This is a genomic window from uncultured Nocardioides sp., assembly GCF_947489365.1.
Lineage (GTDB): Bacteria > Actinomycetota > Actinomycetes > Propionibacteriales > Nocardioidaceae > Nocardioides.
Genome location: NZ_CANLDB010000008.1, coordinates 62,648 through 82,799 on the forward strand (window position 1 = coordinate 62,648; position 20,152 = coordinate 82,799).

Consider the following 20,152-nt stretch of genomic DNA (forward strand, 5'->3'; position numbering starts at 1 on the left):
GCACCGGCTCACGGTGCCTCGGCCGCGTCGCGCGCAGCGTCTCCACCCGATCCTCCTCGACCACCCGGCGAGGCTATCGGCCCCGGGCGCCGCACCCCGGCACCCGCGCCCGTGACGTGGGGTCGCTCACCACTCGATGGGGAGCTCGGCGGGGCTGGAGTTGGTCGGCGGGACGGAGTAGTGGCGCAGCAGCTGCCCCATGATCGAGGAGAACGCCGGACCGCCGACCGACCCGCCGCCCCCGCCGTTGCGGGGGTTCTGCACGGCGACGTAGACGGTGAAGCGGGGGTCGTCGGCCGGGGCGAAGCCGCCGAACGACACGGTCAGCGTGCCGTCGTAGCAGTTGCACTCGTCGTTGGCGCGCTGCGCCGTGCCGGTCTTGCCGGCGACCCGGTAGCCCGGGACCGCCGCCCCGGGGGCGACGCCGGTCTCGGGGTCCACGACCTGCTCGAGGACGTCGGACGTCTGGCGGGCGGCGACCTCGGAGACGACCCGACGGCGCTCGACCTCGTCGGTGCCGACCTCGTCGCCCGCGGCGGTGGTGGCCGAGCCCCGGACCAGGCTGGGGCTGACGTACACGCCGCCGTTCGCGATGGCGTTGATCCCCGCCGTCATCTGCAGCGCGTTCACCGACACCGACTGGCCGAAGGCGATGCGGTCGGCGGCCATGGGGGTCCAGACCTCGCCGTCGGGGAGCGGCAGGGTCGACTCCCCGCCCACCCCGACACCGGTCGGGGCCCCCTCGCCGAACCCGACGAGGTAGTCGTGGAGCCGCTCGGGGTCCATCCGCCGGGCGGCGAGGACGGTGCCGATGTTGGACGACTGGGAGATCGCGCCGGCGACGGTGAGCCGCAGCGTGTCGTGGTCCCAGTAGTCGCCGATCACGGTGTCGCCGCTCTCGAGCTCGGACGGCACGGTGATCCGCGTGGTCGGGGTGACCTCCTCGGCGTCCAGCAGCGAGGCGAGGGTGAGCGCCTTCTGGACCGAGCCCGGCTCGTAGACGTCGCTCAGCGCGCGCGAGCCCAGGTCGGCCTTGTCCGACAGCAGCGGCTGGGACGCGTCGAAGGTGGGGTGGTCGGCCAGGGCGAGGATCTCCCCCGAGCGGGTGTCCTGGACGATCGCGACCCCCGAGTCGGCGTCGGCACCCTCGACGGCGTTACGCAGGGCCCGCTGGACGAACCACTGGACGTCGCGGTCGATGGTCAGCGTGAGGTCCTCGCCGTCGACCGGGTCGACGGTGCTGGTCTCCCCCAGCGGGATCCGGTTGCCGCCGCCGGTGGAGTAGCGCGCCTCGCCGTCGGTGCCGTGCAGCATCGACTCGAACGTCAGCTCCAGACCGGCGCGGGGCTCACCCTCGGCGCCCATGAAGCCGACGAGGTTCGCGGCGACGTCGCCCGCGGGGTAGTCGCGGACCGGGTCCTCCTCGAGGCTGAGGCCGTCGAACCCGGCGTCCTCGACGGCCTCGAGGGTCTCGTTGGCGACGGTGGACGGCACCCGGCGGGCGACGTAGCGGAACTGGTAGCGCTGGTCGCGGACCTGGGTGAGGGTGTCGAAGTAGTCGACGTCGAGGCGGTCGGCGAGCAGCCGGGCCAGCTCGGGGGCGGCGTCCTCGTCGACCAGCTGCGGGTTGACGACGACCATCATCCCGTCGACCGAGCTCGCCAGCGCGACACCGTTGCGGTCGAGGATCTCGCCGCGCTGGGCGGGCAGGACCGCGTCGACCGTGCCCTCGGCGGCGGCCATCTCGGCGTACGAGTCGGGGTCCACGCCCTGCAGCTGCACCAGGCGGGCTCCGAGGACGGAGAGCGCCATCGCGATCACGACCATCGCGACGCGCAGGCGGAGGACCGACTGACCTCGCAGGCTCGGACGGGCTCGGCTCACCGGGTGGCTCCTCCCCGGCGTCCACGGGCGGTGCCGTCGTCGCCGCGGTCACGGTCGCGGTCGCGGGCGCCGCGGTCGGCGCCCCGTGGGTCATTCCTAGACCCCCGGGCGTCCCCCGCGCCGCCACGCGAGCCCGTGTCGCCCACCTGGTTCTGCTCGGCGGGCGGGTCGACGTACGTCGGGGCGGGGTCGAGGACCCCGGGCCGGGCCTGGGGCTGCGGCTCGATGGGCATGCCGTCGGCGGCGGTCGCGGGGGTGCAGGGCCCGCTGGTGGCGCCGTCGGCCAGGGAGAGGAAGCAGGTGCTGCGACCGACGACCATGCCCGCGTCGCGGGCGGCCCGCGCCACCCGCTGCGGGTCGCGGAGGCCCTCCAGCTCCATCTGGAGCTTCTGCTCCCGGGCGGCGAGGGTGCCCGCGTGCCGCTCGAGGGCGCTCGCCGCGAAGGAGGCCTGCTGCATGGAGGTGTTGAACAGGAGCAGGCCGACGACGCCGCCCAGGGCGACGAGGGCGACCACCACGACGAAGGGCACCTTCGGCGGTCGCGGGCGGCGGCGGGGCGCCAGGCGCAGCGGGGGCCGCGTGCGGCGGGGCTCGCGCGCCTCGCGGGGGTGCGGGTCGGGGAGACGGAGCGGACTGCTCATCGGGCACCTCCGGGGGCGCGTTGCTGAGAGCGGGAGGAACCGGTCGGTCGGACACGCTCGACCGCCCGCAGGCGGACGCTGGCGGCGCGGGGGTTCGTGGCCCGCTCGGCGGGGTCGGCCTGCTCGGCGCCGCGGGTGACGGCGACCATCGACGGCTCGAGCTCGGGCGGCACGACGGGGAGGTCGTGCGGGGCGGTGCTGGTCGTGGCGGCGCTGAATGCGCGCTTGACCAGGCGGTCCTCCAGCGAGTGGTAGGACTCCACGACCACGCGGCCACCGACGCCGACGGCCTCGAGCGCGGCCGGCAGCACGCGGCCCAGGCCGCCGAGCTCGTCGTTGACCTCCATGCGGAGCGCCTGGAAGGTGCGCTTCGCCGGGTGGCCCCCGGTCCGGCGGGCCGGCGCCGGGATGACGTCGTACAGCAGCTCGACGAGGCGCCCGGAGGAGGCGAAGGGCTCGGTCGCGCGCTCGCGCACCACCGCCTCGGCGATGCGGCGGGCGAACTTCTCCTCCCCGAAGTGCGACAGCACGCGGGAGAGGTCCTTCGCGTCGTAGGTGTTGAGGACGTCGGCCGCGGTGACGCCACCGGTGGGGTCCATGCGCATGTCCAGCGGCGAGTCGGCGCGGTAGGCGAACCCGCGGTCGAGCCGGTCGAGCTGCATCGAGGAGACGCCGAGGTCCAGGAGGACCGCGTCCACGGTGCGCAGGCCGAGGTCGTCGAGGACGTCGGCGAGCTGGTCGTAGGTGGCGTGCACGCCGGTGAAGCGGTCGCCGTACGACGCGAGCCGCGCCCCGGCCCGCTCGAGGGCGGCCGGGTCGCGGTCGATGCCGACGACGCGCGCCGTGGGGCAGGCCTCGAGGACGGCGGCCGTGTGGCCGCCCAGGCCCAGCGTGCCGTCGACCAGGGTCGCGCCGTCGTGGGTCAGGGCGGGCGCGAGGAGCTCGACGACCCGGGCGAGCATGACGGGCTCGTGGGTCGCGCCCGAGCCTGCGTCCGCCCCGTCGTCCGCTCCCTGGGGGGACACCGGCTCGGTCACGGCGACTACCGGCCCAGGGACAGGACGAGGAGGAGCCCGGCGGCCAGCGCCGTCGAGGCGACCGCGGAGAAGGCCATCACGGCGAGGACGTCACGCGCCTGCTCGCGCACCCGGCGTACCGGCGGCGTGCCCTGGGGGGCCTGGCGCGTGCTCACGATGTCTCGACCCTTCCGGTGGTGGTCCCGTCGGCGGGAGGCGCCGGTCCAGGTCCCTTGCCCGCCCGCCGGGGGTCCTCTGGCGCCGGGGAAGGTGCGTCAGATGACTCCTCGCGGGCGGGCCAGAGGCCTCGTCCTGCGCGTCCCGCTGTCGAGTTGTGCTGCTGGTGGTGCCGGTCCTGCTGGTGGTGCTGCGCGTGCCGTGGTGCTGGATCAGATGCCGGGGAAGACCTCGTGGGCGAGCTCGGCGAACTTGGGCTCCTGCTCCGCGGAGTAGGACTCCCACGTCCGCGGGTTCCACATCTCCACGTGGTCCATCACGCCGAGGACGACGACCTCGCGGTCGAGGGAGGCGTAGTCGCGGAGGTTCGTCGGCACGCCGACGCGCCCCTGCTTGTCGGGGACCTGCTCGTGGCCGCCGGTGAAGAGCATCCGCACGTAGCCGCGGACCTCGGGGTTGGTCATGGACGCCTCACGGAGGCGGACGGCCTTGGCCTCGAGCTGTGCCGACGTCTGGAGCTCGATGCAGCGCTCCTGCCCCTTCGTCATCACCACTCCCCCCGCGAACGCGTCCCTGAACTTCGCCGGGAGGATCAGCCGGCCCTTGTCGTCGAGCTTGGGTGCGAAGGTTCCGATGAACATCGAACCCCCCGTTCCCACGATCCTCCACTGCGCTCCACTCTAACCCACTTTCCTCCACCTGCAACCACATCCGACCCCTTTCCCCGCCTTTCCGCGCCTTTTCGCGCCCGCGCACGGCAGCGACCCGCGAACCGGGGACGCCCGGGACGGCCTCCCGGGCCCGACGTGGGGCCGACCAGGACGCCGTACGGGCGGGGTGGAGGGAAGTGGAGGGACGGGAGCCCACCGGGTGGAGGCAGGTGGAGGGACCGGGTGGGGCGGGCCGACTACGGTGGTGTCCTCACCCACAGGAGAGGGACCAGTGACCCGACCGGAAGCGGCCGAGAGCGACACGATGCGGCACCAGGCCGGCGCGCCGCCGGACCGCAGCGGCGACATCGCGACCCTCGTCTCCGTCGTGGAGCGCATCCGCGCCAACGTGGAGCGCGTCATCGAGGGCAAGCCGGACGTCGTGGCGTCCGCGATCACCGTCCTGCTCGCCGAGGGTCACCTGCTGGTCGAGGACGTGCCCGGCGTCGGCAAGACGATGCTCAGCAAGACGCTGGCGCGCAGCATCGACGCGAGCGTGCGGCGCATCCAGTTCACGCCGGACCTGCTGCCCTCCGACGTCACGGGCGTCTCGGTGTTCAACCAGGAGACCCGCTCGTTCGAGTTCCGCCCCGGCGGGATCTTCGCCAACCTCGTCGTCGGAGACGAGATCAACCGCGCCTCCCCCAAGACGCAGTCCGCCCTGCTGGAGTGCATGGAGGAGCGCCAGGTCACCGTCGACGGGACGACGTACCCCCTGCAGGCGCCCTTCATGGTCGTGGCCACGCAGAACCCGGTGGAGATGGAGGGCACCTACCCCCTCCCCGAGGCGCAGCGCGACCGCTTCATGGCGCGGGTGTCCATGGGCTACCCGGTCGAGGCCGCAGAGCTCGCGATGCTCGAGCACCACACGTCCGCCGACCCGCTCGACGACCTCGAGCCGGTCGCCGACGCGGCGGAGATCCGCAAGCTGGTCGGCATCGTCGGCGGCGTGTACGCCGCCCCCGCCGTGCAGCGGTACGTCGTCGCGCTCACCACCGCCACCCGCGCCTCCCGCGAGCTGACCCTCGGCGCCTCGCCCCGGGCGTCGCTGCACCTGCTGCGCGCGGCGAAGGCCCGCGCGGCGATGGCCGGCCGGGACTACGTGCTGCCCGACGACGTCCGCGACCTCGCCGAGCGCGTGCTCGCCCACCGCCTGCTGCCCTCGGTCGAGGCCACGATGGCGGGTCGGGGCACCTCCGAGGTCCTGCGCGGGCTGCTGGCCGAGGTGCCGGTCCCCGAGCCCGGCCGCTGAGGACGGGAGCGTGCGTGAGGCCCTGGCGGGACTGACGGTCCGCGGGCGCGCCTTCGTCGCGGCCGGCCTGACCGCGGTGCTGTGCGCCGTGGTGCTGGGGCAGTCCGCGTTGGTGCGGGTCGGCGTCCTCGTCGCCCTGCTGCCGCTGCTCGCGGCGTTCGCCATCGGCCGCAGCCGCTACCGCCTGACGCTCGAGCGCACCGTCACGCCGTCCACCCTCACCGTCGGCGAGGCCGCCCGCGTCGACCTGCTGCTGGTCAACGAGGGCCGCACCCCCACCGGGGTGCTGCTGCTGGAGGACCACGTGCCGCACGCGCTCGGCTCCCGCCCCCGGTTCGTGCTCGAGGGCATCGGGCACGGCTGGCGGCGCCACGTCTCCTACCCCGTGCGTCCAGGCGTGCGGGGCCGCTACCCCGTCGGCCCCATGGACGTGCGGGTCAGCGACCCCTTCGGCCTCGTCGAGGTGGGCCGGTCGTTCCGGTCCGAGACGTCGCTGGTCGTCGTCCCCGCGGTCGTCCCGCTGGCCCCGGTCGCCCTCGGCGGGCAGTGGACGGGCGCCGGTGACGAGCGCCCCCGCTCCTTCGCCACCGGCAGCGCCGAGGACGTCACGGTGCGCGACTACCGCGTCGGGGACGACCTGCGCCGCGTCCACTGGCGCAGCTCGGCCCGGGCGGGCGAGCTGATGGTGCGCCGCGAGGAGCAGCCCTGGCAGCCCCGGGCCACGGTGATGGTCGACGACCGTGCCCGCGCGCACCGCGGGCAGGGTGCGGCGTCCTCGCTCGAGCTGTCCGTCGCGGCGGCCGCCTCGGTGGCCGTGCACCTGACCCGCCGGGGCTACATGGTGCGGCTGGTGACCGCCGCGGGCGAGCACCCGGGTGCCGGCTGGCACGACCGCACGGGCACCACCGACTCGACCGCGCTGCTGGAGGCCCTCGCCGTGCTCACCCCGACCTCCCGCGTCGACCTCGACACCTCCTGGCTCACCGACAGCGCTCGGGGCGGCATCCTCGTCGCGCTCCTCGGCGGCTCCGAGCCCGGCGACGCGCCCGTGCTGCGCCGGATGCGGCACCACGCCGGGACCGCCGTGGCGCTGCCGGTCGACCTGTCGGCCTGGGGGGACGGCACCGACGGGCGCCCGGCGTCCCCGACCCGGGCCGTGCTGGCGAGCCAGGGCTGGCGGCTCTCCGAGCTGTGGCCCGCCGAGACCGTCGACGTCGCCTGGGCCCGCCTGGCCCACCCGTCCGCGACGAGCGCGCCCCTGACGGGACTCGCACGATGAGCGCGTCGTACCGCCGCGGCCGGATCTCCGGTGGCCGCGACCTGCTGCTCGCCCTGACGGCGTGCCTCACCGCGTGGACGACGACGATGGCGTGGCGCGGCTTCACCGAGAACCCGGACCGCTTCCTCGTCCCGCTGCTGGGCATCGGCCTCGTGGTCGCGGTCGTCGGCAGCGCGCTGCGCACCCTCGGCGTGCCGGCGGTGCTCGTCGTCGTGGCACAGCTCGGCGTCGCCGCGGTCGGGTTCCTCCGCAGTGCGACCGGGTCGTGGCTGCCCACGCCGGACACCGTGGCGCTCGCCGTCCGGGCGCTCGAGGACGCCGTGGTCAGCGCCGGGCGGTACGCCGCCCCGGTCGGCGGCGACGTCCCCCCGGTGGAGCCGCTGCTGCTGCTCGCGGGCCTGGCGTGCCTGCTGATGGTCGACGTGCTCGCCTGCAGCATCCGCACGGTCTCGCTCGCGGGCCTGCCGCTGCTGACGGTCTACACGCTCCCGGTCAGCATGCTGGGCGGCGAGGTGACGTGGTGGGTCTTCGCGGCCCCCGCCGCCGGGTTCCTGTGGATGCTCTTCCAGAGCACCGCCGCCGAGCTGGACCGATGGGACGCCGCCGAGGACGGCACCGCGGGAGACCGCGACGACGCCGTCCAGGACACCGGGTTCGGCGTCCGGACCGGCGGGGTGGGGGCCACGGCGCTCGGCCTGGGCGCGACCGCGACGGGCCTGGCGCTCGTCGTCCCCCTCGCCGTCCCCACCCTCGGCCTGGCCGCCCTCGACGGGGACGGCACGGGCGGTGGTGACCGGGAGATCTCGCTGACCAACCCGATGACCGACCTGCGCCGCGACCTGCGCCGGCCCGAGGACACGCCGCTGCTGCAGCTGCGCACCTCCGACCCCGACCCGTCGTACCTGCGTATCTCGGTGCTGAACCGCTTCTCCGACGAGGCCTGGACGAGCGGCAACCGGGACCTGCCCGACGACCAGAGCGCGTCCGGGCTGATGCCGGCGCCGGAGGGCGTCGCGGAGACCGTCGCGCGGCGCGAGCACGACTACGACATCCGGGTCTCCCCCGACTTCGTCTCGGCCTGGCTGCCCACGCCGTTCCCCGCGCAGCGCGTGGACGCCGAGGGGTTGTGGAAGTACGACGTCTCCACCCGCGACTTCATCGCCGCCGAGGACGACCTCACCACCGCGGGGCTGCGCTACACCGCGACCGGTCTCGACCTGGACATCACGCAGGCCGCGCTCGTCACCTCGACCCCCAGCAGCAGCGCGCTGGGCTCGGAGTTCACCGAGCTGCCCGACGACCTGCCGCTCGAGGTGCGCCAGCTGTCCCGGGCCGTCACCGACGGCGCCACCACCGACCTGGACCGCGCGGTGGCGCTGCAGCAGTGGTTCCGCCGCGACGGCGGGTTCACCTACAGCCTGCAGGCCGACAGCGGCAACGGCGCCGACGACCTGGTGTCGTTCCTCGACGACGGCCCCGACGGGCGCACCGGCTACTGCGAGCAGTTCGCCTCGGCGATGGCCGTGATGGCGCGCGCGCTCGACATCCCCGCCCGGGTCGCGGTGGGCTTCCTGCACCCCGAGCAGGTCGGCAGCGACGGCGACGAGGCCCTGTGGGAGTACTCCTCCGACGACCTGCACGCCTGGCCCGAGCTGTACTTCCCCGGCTCCGGCTGGGTCCGCTTCGAGCCCACCCCCGCCGGCCGCGCCTCGGAGGTCCCGGACTACACCCAGGGCCTCGGCGACACCGACCGCCCGGACGTCACCGAGCCCGGGCAGGGCGCCGGGGACGCGCCGATCCCCGACCAGGGCGGCGGCGAGGGCGGGGTCCCCGAGCCGGCCGACCGGCAGGTCGCCGTCGAGGCCTCGGCGACGTCCTCCTCACCGCTCGCGGCGTGGCGCACGGTCGCCCTGTCCCTGGGCGGCCTCGCCCTCGTGGTGCTCCTGGCCGCGGCGCCCGCCCTGCTGCGACGCCGTCGCCGCACCCACCGCCGGACCACCTGGAGCCCGGTCGAGGCCGCCTGGGCCGAGCTCCGCGACACCGTCGTCGACCTGCGTCAGCCCTGGCCCGCCGGGCGCTCGCCCCGCCAGGCCCTCGCCCTGCTCGAGCCCCTGCTGCAGCCCGACCCCGACTCCCGGTCGGACCGTGCGGCCAGCGACCACGCCGCCGCCGTCCCCGCGCTGCGCCGGCTCGTCGCCGCGGTCGAGCAGGAGCGCTACGCCCGCGCGACCCCCGCCCAGGACCCGGGCCACGCCGCCGCCCTGGACGCCGACGTCGAAGCCGTCCGGCTGGCCCTCGCCGGTGCCACCGGCGGACGACGCCGCCGCCTCGCCCGCTGGCTGCCCGCCTCGGCGCTCCCCACGGCGGCGCGGCCCGCCGCGCCCACGCCGGCCACCCGTCGTACGGGCTCGGGGGCGGGACGCCCCGGCACCGTCGTCGACCGCCTGGTCTGAGGAGCCGAGTCGGCACGTCTGCGCAGCTGGGAGCGGTCGAGTCGGCACGTCTGCGCACTTCATCAGGCTCGAGTCGGCACGTCTGCGCACTTCACAGGGCTCGAGTCGGCACGTCTGCGCACTTCACAAGGCTCGAGTCGGCACGTCTGCGCACTTCACAAGGCTCGAGTCGGCACGTCTGCGCACCGTACGAGCCTCGAGGCGGCGCTTGATCACGCCGTACGTCGCCCGAGTCGGCACCTGCGCGCACCGCGAGCCCCATGAGTGAGCGAAGCACGTGCCTTCCGACGCGACCGCCGCCCGGCTCAGCGCGTCCAGCCTGCGCAGACCTGCCGACTCGACGCCCTCCGGCTGCGCAGACGTGCCGACTCGACGCCCTCAGCCTGCGCACACGTGCCAACTCGACGCCTTCAGCGTGCGCAGACGTGCCGACTCGACGTCAGGGAGTGGGGCTCAGAAGCCCTGGCCGCCCTCGCGGCGGCGGCGCCACCGCTCCTCCATGCGCTCCATGAAGGAGCCGGAGGCGCGCTCACGCTCGCGGCGCTGACGGTTGCGGCCACGGCCTCGGCTGCGGCCGCCCTCGATGACGGTGAAGGGGCCACCGGTGGCTTCGCCGGCGTCGTGGGGCGCGCCGTCGCCGACCTGCTGGCGGCTGCGGACGGCGGCGATGCCGAGGGTCGCGGAGGCCAGCATGATGACGAAGCCGACGACCCCGATGACGGTGTAGCCGGAGACGGCGCCACCGAGCATGACGGCGACTCCGCCGAGGAACACGACCCCGGCGCCGATGGCACGACGGCGGGCGGCACGCCGGAGCGTGGTGCCCCGCAGGGTGGACGCCAGCTTGGGGTCCTCCTCGACCAGCGCGCGCTCCATCTGCTCGAGCATGCGCAGCTCCTCTTCCGAGAGCGGCAAGGGGACCTCCCAAGTACACAGGGGTCCTCGGGGACCCCGGCGATGACGAGACGACAAGTCTAGGCAGCCTCTGCCGACGACGGTACCCAAGGTGCGGAAATCACCGACGCCCGTCCGTGGTGCGGCCGGGGTCAGGGACGCCCGCCGCGAGCCACGACGTGGAGCTGGGTCGCCAGCGGGAACAGCTCCGGGCGCACCGCGGCCGCCTGCTCGAGATCGACCAGCGCCTGCGAGGCGCCGGGCTCCAGGTCGAGCAGCGCCCCGGGCACCAGGTCGGCGAACACGCGGACGCCGTGGACGGAGACCACGTCGAGGCCGGCCCCGCCGAGCAGGGTCCGGAGCTCCTCGTGGGTGAAGCGTCGACCGCGAGGGGCGGCGGCGGGCGGGGTCGCGGGGTCGAGCAGCTCGCGGGCCTGCACCAGGTGGCCCGCCATGGCGCGCGCCAGGACGGCGGCGTACCGCTGGGCGACGACCAGGCTCAGCACCCCGTCGGGCCTCAGGCAGCCGGCGAGTGCGGTCAGCGCGGCGACGGGGTCGGTCACCACCTCGAGCACGCCGTGGCACAGGACGGCGTCGACCTGCTCGACGCCACCCAGGTCGGCCAGGTCGCCCAGGACGCCGTGGACCCGCTCGGCCACCCCACGCTCGTCGGCTCGGCGCGCGAGCATCGCCAGCGCGTCCGGGCTGGGGTCGACCACGGTGACCCGGTGCCCCAGCTCGGCGACCCGGACGGCGAGACCACCGGTACCGCCGCCGACGTCCAGGACGTCGGCCGGCTCGGCGGGCAGCGCGTCGCGCAGCGTGGCCCACAGCACCGTCGTCCGCGCGGCACCGCGACGTTCGGAGGGTCGCTCGGGTGTCGGCGCGGGCATGGCGCACACCCTAGTGTCGGCGCCGCCCTCGGCCGCGCTCAGGCCGACGGGCGCTCGAGGTCGTACGCCGCTCGCCCGGCGACGGCCGTCCGCCGGGGGCCGGTGTGGTGGGGCACGAGCCCCAGCGCCGACTCCACCGTGGCCAGGAACCGGTCGGCGTCACGGACGAGGTCGTCGGCCTCCCGCTCGGAGACCGCTCCCCTCGCCCCCGCCTCGGCGGCGGCGCGCCGGGCGGCGCCGTCGGAGAAGAACCGGGCCCACTCGGCGAGCTCGGGGGCGACGCGGGTCAGGAGCACCCAGGCGTTGCGCTGCGGACGACGCCGCGGGTCCGGCTGGGCGCGGGCGGCCAGCAGCGCGGCAGCCGCCTGGAGGGCGGCGACGTGGGCGGTGGCGTAGCGACGGTTGACGTCCGGGGTGGTGGCCGCCACCTCCAACGAGGCCGCCGACCGGTCGAGGTAGGCGTGGGTGCTGGCCGGGAGGGCCTGGGGGTGGAGCATCGTCTGTGGTCGCACGGCGGCCTCCGGGTGGGCGCGGGCGGTCGCCGACCGCCCGTCGGGAACGGGGACTCGACCCGGGGGTGACCGTGGTGACGCCGGGGTCGAGGCGACGCCACCACGGTCGATCGAACGCGTGTTCGATGTGACCAGAGTAGGTCGGGCGTCGGCCGGGGTCAAGCACCCCGGCGCGGGCTGTACGTCAGGCCGCCGGGGCGCGACGGGCGAGCCAGCGCGAGGTCCCCGGGTGCCACAGGCAGGCGACGAGCGCGACGCACGAGAGACCGGTCAGGACGGCGAGGCCCGTGAAGGCGAGGGGCGCGCCTGTCCGGGCGGCCAGGGCCGCGGCGACCACGCCGGCCGCGGCGCCCGCGGTCAGCCACGTGCGGACCCAGCCGGCGCGGTGCCGCAGCATCGCCGCGAGCACGGCGCCGATCGGCACGAGGGTCAGGAACACGACCACGGCGAGCGGCACGAAGTCGGGGACGGCGACCGGCGACTCCTCGAGGGCCGTCAGACCACCCTGCTCCACGACCGCGCCGGCGGCCGGGTTGTCCGAGGCCCACGCCGTCACCAGGAGGTCCTCCCACACCACGGTCGCCCCGACGAGGGCGGCCAGGAGCACGGCCTGCACGCCCATCACGGCGGTGGCGGCCCGGACCGACGCGGGGGGACGCTCGGCGCGCCGTGCCTCGACCTGGCTCATCCGCGCCCTCCAGCGTCCGTCGTGAGGGGTCCATTCTGCCGCCCACCACGGAGGCGCGCACATCCGCGCACCGACGTCCGCCTAGCCTGGCGCCATGGCGCGGGTGGTGGTGGTCGGCGCCGGGTTCGGCGGGCTGGCCGCCGCGGCCCGCCTCGTCCGGCTCGGCCACGAGGTCGTCGTCCTCGACGCCGCCGACGCCGCGGGCGGCGTCTGCAGGCGCGTCGAGCGGGACGGGCACACCTGGGACGCCGGTCCGACGTACACGCTGCTGCCGGCCGTGCTGCGCGACCTGTTCCGCAAGAGCGGACGGCCGCTCGAGCGGGAGATGGACCTGGTGGCCCACGACGTGGTCCGCGAGCACCGGTTCGCCGACGGCACCTCCCTGGCGCTGCCGGGCGGCTCGCGGGGCGCGCAGGTCCGGGCCGTCGACGGCCTCGGCGCGGGCCTGGGCGAGCAGTGGGCGGCGTACGTCGCGTCGTACACCGAGACCTGGGAGCTGCTCCGCACCGACGTGCTCGAGCGCCGCTGGTCCCCCGAGGTGGGGCGGACCGCGACGGCCCGCCTGCTCGACTCCCGGGCCACCCTGCAGCGGGCGCTGCGCCGGGGGCTGCGCGACCGCCGGCTGCGGCTCGTGGCCAGCCACCCGTTCGACGTCGACGGCCACGAGCCCGGCGGCGTGCCGGCGTGGGCCGGCGTGGTGGCCTACCTCGAGCAGCGCTTCGGCACCTGGAGCGTGCCGACCCACATGGCCACGGTGACGGAGGTCCTCGCCGACCGGCTCGCGGGGCGCGGGGCCGAGGTGCGGCTGGGCACCCGCGTGCACGACGTCGTCGTGCGGGGCGGACGCGCGGTCGCCGTGGCGACGTCGGCGGGCGAGGTCGACGCCGACGTCGTCGTCTGCGCGATCGACCCGCGCCGCCTGCCCGTCCTGGCCCCGCACGTCGGCGCGACGCAGCCGGCCATGCCGCCCGTCGTCGCCCACCTGGGGCTCGAGGGCGACCTGCCCGACCTGCCGCACCACGAGACCGTGATCCACGGCGACCCGCTGCTCGTCGTCCGCGTCCAGCCCCCCGGGTCCGCGCCGGCCGGGGGTGCCGCCTGGACGGTCGTCGCCCGCGGCCGGGGCGCCGAGGACCCCGTGCGCTCGCTCGCCGAGCGCGGCGTCCACGTCCGGCCGCACGTCGTCACCCGGATCGACCTCTCCCCCCGCGCCGCGGCGGAGCGGTGGGGCGGGTCGCCGTACGGCGTGCGCTGGGAGGGGCGCGGCACGACGCGACAGCGGCTGGGGCCGCGCACCCCGGTCCCGGGCGTGCTCGTCACCGGCGCGCACGCGGCCGTGGGGCCGGGGCTGGCGTTCGTCGGGCTCGCCTCGGCACTGGTGGCCGCGGAGGTCCCGCCCGTCTGAGAATCCGGGAGGGGTCGGCGAGCCTCAGGCCGTGATGCGCAGCGCCGAGAAGATCTCGCGCGTCGCGGTGGAGCGGTTGAGCGTGTAGAAGTGCAGCCCCGGCGCGCCGGCGGCCTCGAGCTCCACGCACAGCTCGGCGGCCATCGCGATGCCCTCCGCCCGGACCGCCGCCTTGTCGTCGCCGTGGCGCTCGACGCGCTCCCGCACCCGGGCGGGCAGCTCACGGCCCGACAGCTCCGCCATGCGGGCGACCTGGCCGAGGTTCAGGATCGGCATGATCCCCGGGAGGATCGGGAAGTCGACGCCCCGGGCGCTCGAGCGCTCCAGCAGGGCGGCGTAGTCGGAGGCCTGGAAGACCATGTCGGTGATGGCGAACTCGGCGCCCGCCCGCTGCTTGGAGAGCAGCACCTCGGTGTCGCGCTCGACCGACTCGGCGCCCGGGTGGACGCCGGGGAACGCCGCGACGCCGACGGTGAACCCGCCGCCCGCGGCCAGCCGGACCAGCTCCTCGGCGTAGGTGAAGCCGCCCTCGGTCGGCGTCCACGGCGAGCGCGGCCCCTCACGCGGGTCGCCCCGCAGCGCGAGGACGTTGTGCACCCCGGCCCCGGCGTACGACGCCAGGATCGACCGCAGCTCGGCCTCGCTGTGGCCCACGCAGGTCAGGTGGCCCAGCGGCACCATCGACGTCTCGCGGGCGATGCGGCCGGTGACCCGGACGGTGGTGTCGCGCGACGAGCCGCCGGCGCCGTACGTGACGGACACGAAGGTGGGCCGGTAGGGCTCGAGCTCGCTGATCGCCGTCCAGAGCTGGGCCTCGCCGGCCTCGTCCTTGGGCGGCATGAACTCGAACGAGTACGACCGCTCCCCCGCCGCGATCAGCGCCGCGATGCTGCGCCGCGCGTCGCGCGGGTCGTGGAAGTGCTCACCCGAGCCCGCCTGGGACTGCACGCCGTCGGCCACGGATCGGAGTCTAGGCACGCCCCGGCGGCCGCCCCGAATCCCGACGCGGCCCGGCCCCACTAGCCTCGGACCCGTGCCCGACAGCGACGACGCCACCTTCCGCGCCGCGGTCTCCGCCCAGGTCGCGGGCTTCCTCGACTCGATGGCGCCGCGGCTCGAGCCCCTCGGCGCCGACGCCGCGCGGCTGCTCGCCGAGGCGCGGACGGCGACCGCCGGTGGCAAGCGGCTGCGGGCCGCGTTCTGCTGGTGGGGCTACCGGGCGGTCCGCCCGGACGTCGTCGACGAGACCGCCCTGCTGCGCGCCTGCGCCTCGCTGGAGCTGCTCCACGCCAGCGCCCTGGTCCACGACGACTACATGGACGCCTCCGACACCCGCCGCGGTCACCCCGCCGCGCACCGCGCGCTCGAGGCCGAGCACCGCGCCGCCGGCTGGAGCGGCCCCCCGGAGCGGTACGGCGCCGCCGGCGCCATCCTGCTGGGCGACCTGCTGCTCAGCTGGTCCGACGAGATGCTCCGCCGCTGCGGGCTGCCCGCCGAGCAGGTCGGCGCCGCGCTCGACGTCCTCGACCTCTGCCGCACCGAGGTGATCGCCGGGCAGTTCCTCGACATCTCCGTACAGGCCCGGGGGCTCGAGGACGTCGCCGAGGCCATGACGGTGCTGCGCTACAAGTCCGCCAAGTACTCCGTCGAGCAGCCCCTGCACCTCGGGGCGGCCCTCGCCGGCGCGGACACCGCCACCCAGGACGCCCTCGGCGCCTTCGGGCTGCCGCTGGGCGAGGCCTTCCAGCTGCGCGACGACCTCCTCGGCGTGTTCGGAGACCCCGCCGTCACCGGCAAGCCCGCGGGCGACGACCTCGTCGAGGGCAAGCAGACGGTCCTGGTCGCGCTCGCCCTCGACGGCCTGGCCGCCGCGGGGAGGACGGCGGACCGCGACGAGCTCGCCGCGAGCCTCGGACGCCCCCACGACGCCGCGACCCTGCGCCACCTCCAGGAGCTCATCGTCGACTCCGGCGCCGAGGCGCAGGTCGAGGAGGCGATCACCGGGCTGGTCACGCACGCCGACGCGGCGCTCGACCGGGCCGGGCTGGACGAGACCGCGACCGCGGCGCTGCGGGCCCTGGGCGCCGCGGCGACGTCCCGGACGGCCTGACGGCCTGAGGGCCTCCCCGGCCCCGAGGGACTACAGCGCCATCGCCTGGGCGCGGCGCTTGGCCTCGCTGCCCCGGTTCTCGCGCAGCGCGTCGATCGGCCGACCCGGCAGCCCGAGGTCGGTGAAGAGCCAGGCGATGCACTCGCGGTCGTCGTACCCGCCGTCGTGGAGGACCGTGAGGATCCCCGGGAGGCCCTTGACGACCTCGCCGTCCTGCACGAACGCCAGCGGCACCCGCTGGCCGGCGCCGGGGCGCGGCACCGCCGCGGCGAGGCGGTGCTCGCGCAGCAGGGTGCCGACCTTCGTCCGCGGGACGTCGAGGAGGTCGGCGACCTGCGCCCAGTCGCCCCACTCGTCGACGAGGGCGTCGAGGTCCGCCGCGGCGAGGGGTCCGTCGAGGGGGTCCGGGGAGGGACTGCCGGTGGTGCTGCTCATGGCTCCATGGTGTCGCACGGGCGGCGCGCGCGACACGGCCGGTGCGCGTGGGCGGCACGGGAGGACCGGGTCTTCGTACGATGGACCACCGACCGGCGCCGGGCCGGACGGCGGGGAGGGACGATGACGGACGGCGACGTGCGCCAGCGCGGTCCCGCCGACGCCTCCCTCGAGGGACACCTGGTCGACGGCCGCTACCGCGTCGGACCGCGGATCGCGCGCGGCGGGATGGCCACCGTGCACGTCGCGGTCGACACCCGCCTCGACCGCACGGTCGCCCTCAAGGTCATGCACAGCGCGCTCGGCGACGACCAGGAGTTCGTCGCCCGGTTCGTGCGGGAGGCCCGCTCGGCGGCGCGGCTGTCGCACCCCAACGTCGTCGCCGTCCACGACCAGGGCGAGGACGACGGGCTGGTCTACCTCGTCATGGAGCACCTGCCGGGCCGGACGCTGCGCGACGTCGTCCGCGACGAGGCCCCGCTGCCGCCCGCGGCGGCGCTGCGCACGCTCGAGCCCGTCCTCGCCGCACTCGCCGCGGCGCACCGCGCCGGGATCGTCCACCGTGACGTGAAGCCGGAGAACGTGCTCATCGCCGACGTCAGCGCCGGCCACACCGACGCCGGCGCGCGCGTCAAGGTCGCCGACTTCGGCCTCGCCAAGGCGGTCAGCGCGGAGAGCCAGCACACCGCCACCGGCGGCGTCCTCATCGGCACCGTGTCCTACCTCGCCCCCGAGCTCCTCACCGACGGCCACGCCGACCCCCGAGCCGACGTGTACGCCGCGGGCGTCGTCCTGCACGAGCTGCTGACCGGCCTCAAGCCCCACCGGGGCGACACCCCCATCCAGATCGCCTACCACCACGTCCACACCGACGTGCCCGCCCCGTCGGCGACGGTGCCCGGCATCCCGGCGTACGTCGACGCGCTCGTGGCGCGCGCCTGCGTCCGGGACGCGGGCCAGCGGCCGGCCGACGCCGGGGTGCTGCTGCGCCACGTCCGCCGCGTCCTGCAGGCGCTGGACGCCGGCGCCGTCGACGACCCCGAGCTGGTGGGCGACCTGCGGCCCCTCCCGGTCGGCGGGCCCGACGTCCCCACGCCGTACGACGACGCCGAGAGCGCGACCGGGCCCGAGCCGGAGGACAGCGGCACCTGGCTCTTCGGGGCCGGCGAGGCCGAGGCGCGGTGGCCGCCGGCGGACGACGCCGACTCGTGGGAGCCCCCGGTCGCGCTGCCCCGTCCGGACCCGACCCGCGAGCGGGCCGGTGGCGCGACGCGGGTGCGTCCCCCGGTCGGACCGCGACGCGACACCCAGGACCTCCCGGTCGTCCCCCCCGCCCCGGCGCCGTCCCGGCCGGCGCCGGTGCCCGCCGGGGGCTACCCGCCGCGCCCCCCGCGGAGCGGCCCGGGTCAGCCGGGGCGGCCGGGCCGTCCAGCCCGGTCACGGCGGGGGACCCTGCTCGTCGGCGCCCTCGTGCTCCTGCTCCTCGCGGCGGCCGTCGGCGGCTGGTGGCTCGGCTTCGGCCGCTACACCTCGACCCCCGGCGTGGTCGGCCTGGACGAGCAGGCCGCCACCGAGCGGCTCGAGGCCGCGGGGCTCGACGTCGACGTCGACGAGGACTACTCCGAGACGGTCCCCGAGGGCGAGGTCATGTCCACCGACCCGGACCGCGGCGACCGGGTCCTCGACGGCGGCACGGTGACGCTCACGCTGTCCCTCGGGCCCGAGCGGGTCGAGGTGCCGCGCCTGCGCGGCGGCAGCGAGGACCGTGCACAGGACGCGCTCCTCGCGCTCGACCTGGTCGTCGACGACGCCACCGAGCAGTACAGCGACAGCGTGGCCGAGGGCGACGTCATCGGCACCGACCCCGAGGCCGGCACGGAGCTGAGCCCCGGCAGCCGGGTCTCGATCGTCGTGAGCCTCGGGCCGGAGCCGGTCGCAGTCGACGACCTCGTCGGGCAGGACGCCGACGAGGTCGAGCAGCGCTACTCCGACGCCGGGGTCGAGGTGGTCCGGACCGAGGAGTCCTCCGAGACCCTCGAGGAGGGGCTCGTCGTCTCCAGCAGCCCCGGCGCGGGCGAGGAGCTCCTGCCCGGCGACACCCTCGAGCTCGTCGTCTCGAGCGGTCCCGAGGGGGTCGTGATCCCCGAGGGGATCGTCAACAGCAGCGTCGAGGAGGCCCGACGGACCCTCGAGGACCTGGGCCTGGTCGTCGTCGAGGAGGGCGGCGGGATCTTCGAGCTCGGCTACGTCACCGCGGTCGACCCCGGCGAGGGCGAGACGGTCGACCCCGGCACCCGGGTCACGCTCACCGTCATCTGAGCCGCCAGCTCAGCAGTCCGACAGCCGCCAGCCCTCGTCGGTGTTCGTCCACTCCTCGTCGTCCTGGACGAGGCCCTTGGCGCCGCGGAACGTGTAGTCGACCGCCGCCACCTCCTGCGGGCCGGCGTCGGTCTCCTCCTCCGAGACGGTCGCCTCGTACGTCGCGAACGGCAGCGGCTCGCCGTACACGGCGCCGGCGCGCTTCACGATGAGCAGGTACGTGCCCTGCGGGACCTTGGTCTGGCACTCGGCGGTGTAGAAGGCGTAGGCCAGCTCGCCGTCCCCGGTCAGCAGCGCGTCGCTGAAGGTGCGCACCGCGGAGCGCAGCTCGGTGGTCGAGGCGGCCACGTCGTCGGGCAGGGGCGTCGAGTCCGCGGTCGGGTCGAGCGTCTCCCCCACGGAGACCTCGTCGCCGGGGGCGCCCGAGCCGGGCTCGTCGTCGCCTCCGCCGCACCCCGCCAGCACCGTGACGGCGACGGCCAGCGCCGTGGTGGACAGGACGGTCCGGGATGGCCTCACGGGCACACCGTAGGAGCACCGGGCCAGCCAGTGGGTACCCGGAGGCCATGACCGAGCCCGTCACCCCCGCCACCCCCGACGACGACCCCCGCGTGGAGGCCCTCCAGGCCGCCGTCGACCGGGTCGTCTCCTACGAGGAGTCCGCGCCCCGCGAGACGATCCGCGCCGAGCTGGACGGCGCCGTCTCCCAGGCCGGCCTCGACGTCGGCGACGACGTCCTCGAGCGCCTCACCGACGCCATCGACTCCGGCGACGGCGAGCACCTCGACGTCCGCCCGTTCCTGGCCTGACTTCACCCGACCCGGAATCCGCCACCCACCGGTGGCGTTGCACCCAGCACAGTCACACGACGCCAACCCCACGAGGAGAACACGTGTCCTACACCGTCCCCGGCCTGTCCACCGAGCAGGCGCACACCGTCATCGGCCTGCTCCAGGGCCGTCTGTCGGCGTACAACGACCTGCACCTCACGCTGAAGCACGTCCACTGGAACGTCGTCGGCCCGCACTTCATCGCGGTGCACGAGATGATCGACCCGCAGGTGGAGCTGGTCCGCGGGTACGCCGACGAGGTCGCCGAGCGGATCGCCACCCTGGGTGGCTCGCCGAAGGGCACCCCGGGCGCGGTCATCGCGGACCGCACCTGGGACGACTACTCCCTCGGCCGCGACACCGCGCTGGCGCACCTCGGTGCGCTGGACCTGGTGTACGTCGGCGCCATCACCGACAACCGCAAGGTCATCGAGACCACCGGCGACATCGACCCGATCACCGAGGACATGGTGATCGCCCAGACCGCCGAGCTCGAGAAGTTCCAGTGGTTCGTCCGGGCCCACCTCGAGAGCATCGGCGGTGACCTGACCAGCGAGGGCGCCGGCAGCGAGACCGGTGCCGCCGACGCGAGCCGCACCGACGGCTGACGCCCGCCGCGCGCCCGACCCCGCGGGGTCCGGTGTGCCCGGCCGT

The 20,152-nt window shown here is 75.8% G+C and carries 20 protein-coding genes; 8 read left to right on the top strand and 12 right to left on the bottom strand.

The features are described 5' to 3' along the window. Positions 1 to 126 precede the first annotated feature (126 nt). From Q0858_RS18695 to mraZ, 5 genes are all read right to left on the bottom strand, one after another. Positions 127 to 1,884, bottom strand: coding sequence for a penicillin-binding protein 2 (locus Q0858_RS18695; RefSeq protein ID WP_299057676.1), 1,758 nt, complete (start codon positions 1,882 to 1,884; stop codon positions 127 to 129). Continuing rightward, on the bottom strand, positions 1,881 to 2,525 hold the full coding sequence (locus Q0858_RS18700) for a hypothetical protein (RefSeq protein ID WP_299057678.1): 645 nt from the start codon (positions 2,523 to 2,525) through the stop codon (positions 1,881 to 1,883). The genes Q0858_RS18695 and Q0858_RS18700 overlap by 4 nt, the downstream gene beginning before the upstream one ends. Continuing rightward, positions 2,522 to 3,550 carry a 16S rRNA (cytosine(1402)-N(4))-methyltransferase RsmH gene (gene rsmH / locus Q0858_RS18705; protein ID WP_299057959.1) on the bottom strand — a complete coding sequence of 343 codons (1,029 nt, stop codon included), beginning with the start codon at positions 3,548 to 3,550 and terminating at the stop codon, positions 2,522 to 2,524. Before rsmH ends, Q0858_RS18700 begins: the two co-directional genes overlap by 4 nt. A 17-nt stretch (positions 3,551 to 3,567) precedes the next feature. Next, on the bottom strand, positions 3,568 to 3,717 hold the full coding sequence (locus Q0858_RS18710) for a hypothetical protein (RefSeq protein ID WP_299057680.1): 150 nt from the start codon (positions 3,715 to 3,717) through the stop codon (positions 3,568 to 3,570). A 213-nt stretch (positions 3,718 to 3,930) separates the two neighbouring features. Further along, complete coding sequence (mraZ, locus tag Q0858_RS18715; RefSeq protein ID WP_299057682.1) at positions 3,931 to 4,359, bottom strand: division/cell wall cluster transcriptional repressor MraZ; 429 nt, start codon at positions 4,357 to 4,359, stop codon at positions 3,931 to 3,933. 334 nt (positions 4,360 to 4,693) lie between these two features. Here mraZ and Q0858_RS18720 point away from each other — a divergent pair, with 334 nt between their 5' ends. From Q0858_RS18720 to Q0858_RS18730, 3 genes are read left to right on the top strand one after another with little or no spacing between them, the layout of a single operon-like run. Continuing rightward, positions 4,694 to 5,680 (top strand): AAA family ATPase, encoded by a 987-nt coding sequence (locus tag Q0858_RS18720; RefSeq protein WP_299057961.1) that lies wholly within the window; start codon positions 4,694 to 4,696, stop codon positions 5,678 to 5,680. Between the two features lie 10 nt (positions 5,681 to 5,690). Continuing rightward, a complete protein-coding gene (locus tag Q0858_RS18725) occupies positions 5,691 to 6,959 on the top strand; it encodes a DUF58 domain-containing protein (protein WP_299057684.1) in 1,269 nt (422 codons plus the stop codon). Continuing rightward, positions 6,956 to 9,412: a DUF3488 and transglutaminase-like domain-containing protein gene (locus Q0858_RS18730; RefSeq protein ID WP_299057686.1), complete on the top strand. Its 2,457-nt coding sequence runs from the start codon at positions 6,956 to 6,958 to the stop codon at positions 9,410 to 9,412. Before Q0858_RS18725 ends, Q0858_RS18730 begins: the two co-directional genes overlap by 4 nt. A 453-nt stretch (positions 9,413 to 9,865) precedes the next feature. Here Q0858_RS18730 and Q0858_RS18735 read toward each other — a convergent pair whose 3' ends face one another. From Q0858_RS18735 to Q0858_RS18750, 4 genes are all read right to left on the bottom strand, one after another. Then, a complete protein-coding gene (locus Q0858_RS18735) occupies positions 9,866 to 10,384 on the bottom strand; it encodes a DUF3040 domain-containing protein (RefSeq protein ID WP_366916024.1) in 519 nt (172 codons plus the stop codon). A gap of 74 nt (positions 10,385 to 10,458) precedes the next feature. Continuing rightward, positions 10,459 to 11,199, bottom strand: a complete 741-nt coding sequence (locus Q0858_RS18740) for a methyltransferase (RefSeq protein ID WP_299057689.1) — start codon at positions 11,197 to 11,199, stop codon at positions 10,459 to 10,461. A 38-nt stretch (positions 11,200 to 11,237) separates the two neighbouring features. After that, the gene (locus tag Q0858_RS18745) at positions 11,238 to 11,711 is read right to left on the bottom strand and encodes an SAV_6107 family HEPN domain-containing protein (protein WP_299057691.1); all 474 of its coding nucleotides are present in this window, start codon (positions 11,709 to 11,711) and stop codon (positions 11,238 to 11,240) included. 184 nt (positions 11,712 to 11,895) lie between these two features. After that, positions 11,896 to 12,399, bottom strand: a complete 504-nt coding sequence (locus Q0858_RS18750; protein ID WP_299057693.1) for a hypothetical protein — start codon at positions 12,397 to 12,399, stop codon at positions 11,896 to 11,898. Between the two features lie 94 nt (positions 12,400 to 12,493). Between Q0858_RS18750 and Q0858_RS18755 the strand changes: the two genes are divergently transcribed. After that, complete coding sequence (locus Q0858_RS18755; protein WP_299057695.1) at positions 12,494 to 13,804, top strand: FAD-dependent oxidoreductase; 1,311 nt, start codon at positions 12,494 to 12,496, stop codon at positions 13,802 to 13,804. A 24-nt stretch (positions 13,805 to 13,828) separates the two neighbouring features. Here the strand turns inward: Q0858_RS18755 and Q0858_RS18760 are convergent, their stop codons facing one another. Beyond that, positions 13,829 to 14,764, bottom strand: a complete 936-nt coding sequence (locus tag Q0858_RS18760; protein ID WP_366916025.1) for a methylenetetrahydrofolate reductase — start codon at positions 14,762 to 14,764, stop codon at positions 13,829 to 13,831. A gap of 73 nt (positions 14,765 to 14,837) precedes the next feature. Here Q0858_RS18760 and Q0858_RS18765 point away from each other — a divergent pair, with 73 nt between their 5' ends. Further along, a complete protein-coding gene (locus Q0858_RS18765) occupies positions 14,838 to 15,914 on the top strand; it encodes a polyprenyl synthetase family protein (RefSeq protein ID WP_299057697.1) in 1,077 nt (358 codons plus the stop codon). Between the two features lie 30 nt (positions 15,915 to 15,944). Here Q0858_RS18765 and Q0858_RS18770 read toward each other — a convergent pair whose 3' ends face one another. Further along, complete coding sequence (locus tag Q0858_RS18770; protein WP_299057699.1) at positions 15,945 to 16,349, bottom strand: Rv2175c family DNA-binding protein; 405 nt, start codon at positions 16,347 to 16,349, stop codon at positions 15,945 to 15,947. Positions 16,350 to 16,472: 123 nt separating this feature from the next. Between Q0858_RS18770 and Q0858_RS18775 the strand changes: the two genes are divergently transcribed. Then, positions 16,473 to 18,668, top strand: coding sequence for a Stk1 family PASTA domain-containing Ser/Thr kinase (locus tag Q0858_RS18775; protein ID WP_299057701.1), 2,196 nt, complete (start codon positions 16,473 to 16,475; stop codon positions 18,666 to 18,668). A 9-nt stretch (positions 18,669 to 18,677) separates the two neighbouring features. Here the strand turns inward: Q0858_RS18775 and Q0858_RS18780 are convergent, their stop codons facing one another. Further along, positions 18,678 to 19,187, bottom strand: coding sequence for a hypothetical protein (locus Q0858_RS18780; RefSeq protein ID WP_299057703.1), 510 nt, complete (start codon positions 19,185 to 19,187; stop codon positions 18,678 to 18,680). 47 nt (positions 19,188 to 19,234) lie between these two features. Between Q0858_RS18780 and Q0858_RS18785 the strand changes: the two genes are divergently transcribed. Together Q0858_RS18785 and Q0858_RS18790 are read left to right on the top strand one after the other, a co-directional pair. After that, positions 19,235 to 19,477 carry a hypothetical protein gene (locus Q0858_RS18785; protein ID WP_299057705.1) on the top strand — a complete coding sequence of 81 codons (243 nt, stop codon included), beginning with the start codon at positions 19,235 to 19,237 and terminating at the stop codon, positions 19,475 to 19,477. A gap of 83 nt (positions 19,478 to 19,560) precedes the next feature. Then, on the top strand, positions 19,561 to 20,106 hold the full coding sequence (locus Q0858_RS18790) for a DNA starvation/stationary phase protection protein (protein ID WP_299057707.1): 546 nt from the start codon (positions 19,561 to 19,563) through the stop codon (positions 20,104 to 20,106). Positions 20,107 to 20,152 lie beyond the last annotated feature (46 nt).

Excerpts from the sequence above, each read along its gene's own strand:
- Q0858_RS18700 (WP_299057678.1), bottom strand. The coding sequence starts at position 2,525 with ATGAGCAGTCCGCTCCGTCTCCCCGACCCGCACCCCCGCGAGGCGCGC.
- Q0858_RS18750 (WP_299057693.1), bottom strand. The coding sequence starts at position 12,399 with ATGAGCCAGGTCGAGGCACGGCGCGCCGAGCGTCCCCCCGCGTCGGTC.
- mraZ (WP_299057682.1), bottom strand. The coding sequence starts at position 4,359 with ATGTTCATCGGAACCTTCGCACCCAAGCTCGACGACAAGGGCCGGCTG.
- Q0858_RS18740 (WP_299057689.1), bottom strand. The coding sequence starts at position 11,199 with ATGCCCGCGCCGACACCCGAGCGACCCTCCGAACGTCGCGGTGCCGCG.
- Q0858_RS18720 (WP_299057961.1), top strand. The coding sequence starts at position 4,694 with ATGCGGCACCAGGCCGGCGCGCCGCCGGACCGCAGCGGCGACATCGCG.
- Q0858_RS18770 (WP_299057699.1), bottom strand. The coding sequence starts at position 16,349 with ATGAGCAGCACCACCGGCAGTCCCTCCCCGGACCCCCTCGACGGACCC.
- Q0858_RS18755 (WP_299057695.1), top strand. The coding sequence starts at position 12,494 with ATGGCGCGGGTGGTGGTGGTCGGCGCCGGGTTCGGCGGGCTGGCCGCC.
- Q0858_RS18730 (WP_299057686.1), top strand. The coding sequence starts at position 6,956 with ATGAGCGCGTCGTACCGCCGCGGCCGGATCTCCGGTGGCCGCGACCTG.
- Q0858_RS18775 (WP_299057701.1), top strand. The coding sequence starts at position 16,473 with ATGACGGACGGCGACGTGCGCCAGCGCGGTCCCGCCGACGCCTCCCTC.
- Q0858_RS18785 (WP_299057705.1), top strand. The coding sequence starts at position 19,235 with ATGACCGAGCCCGTCACCCCCGCCACCCCCGACGACGACCCCCGCGTG.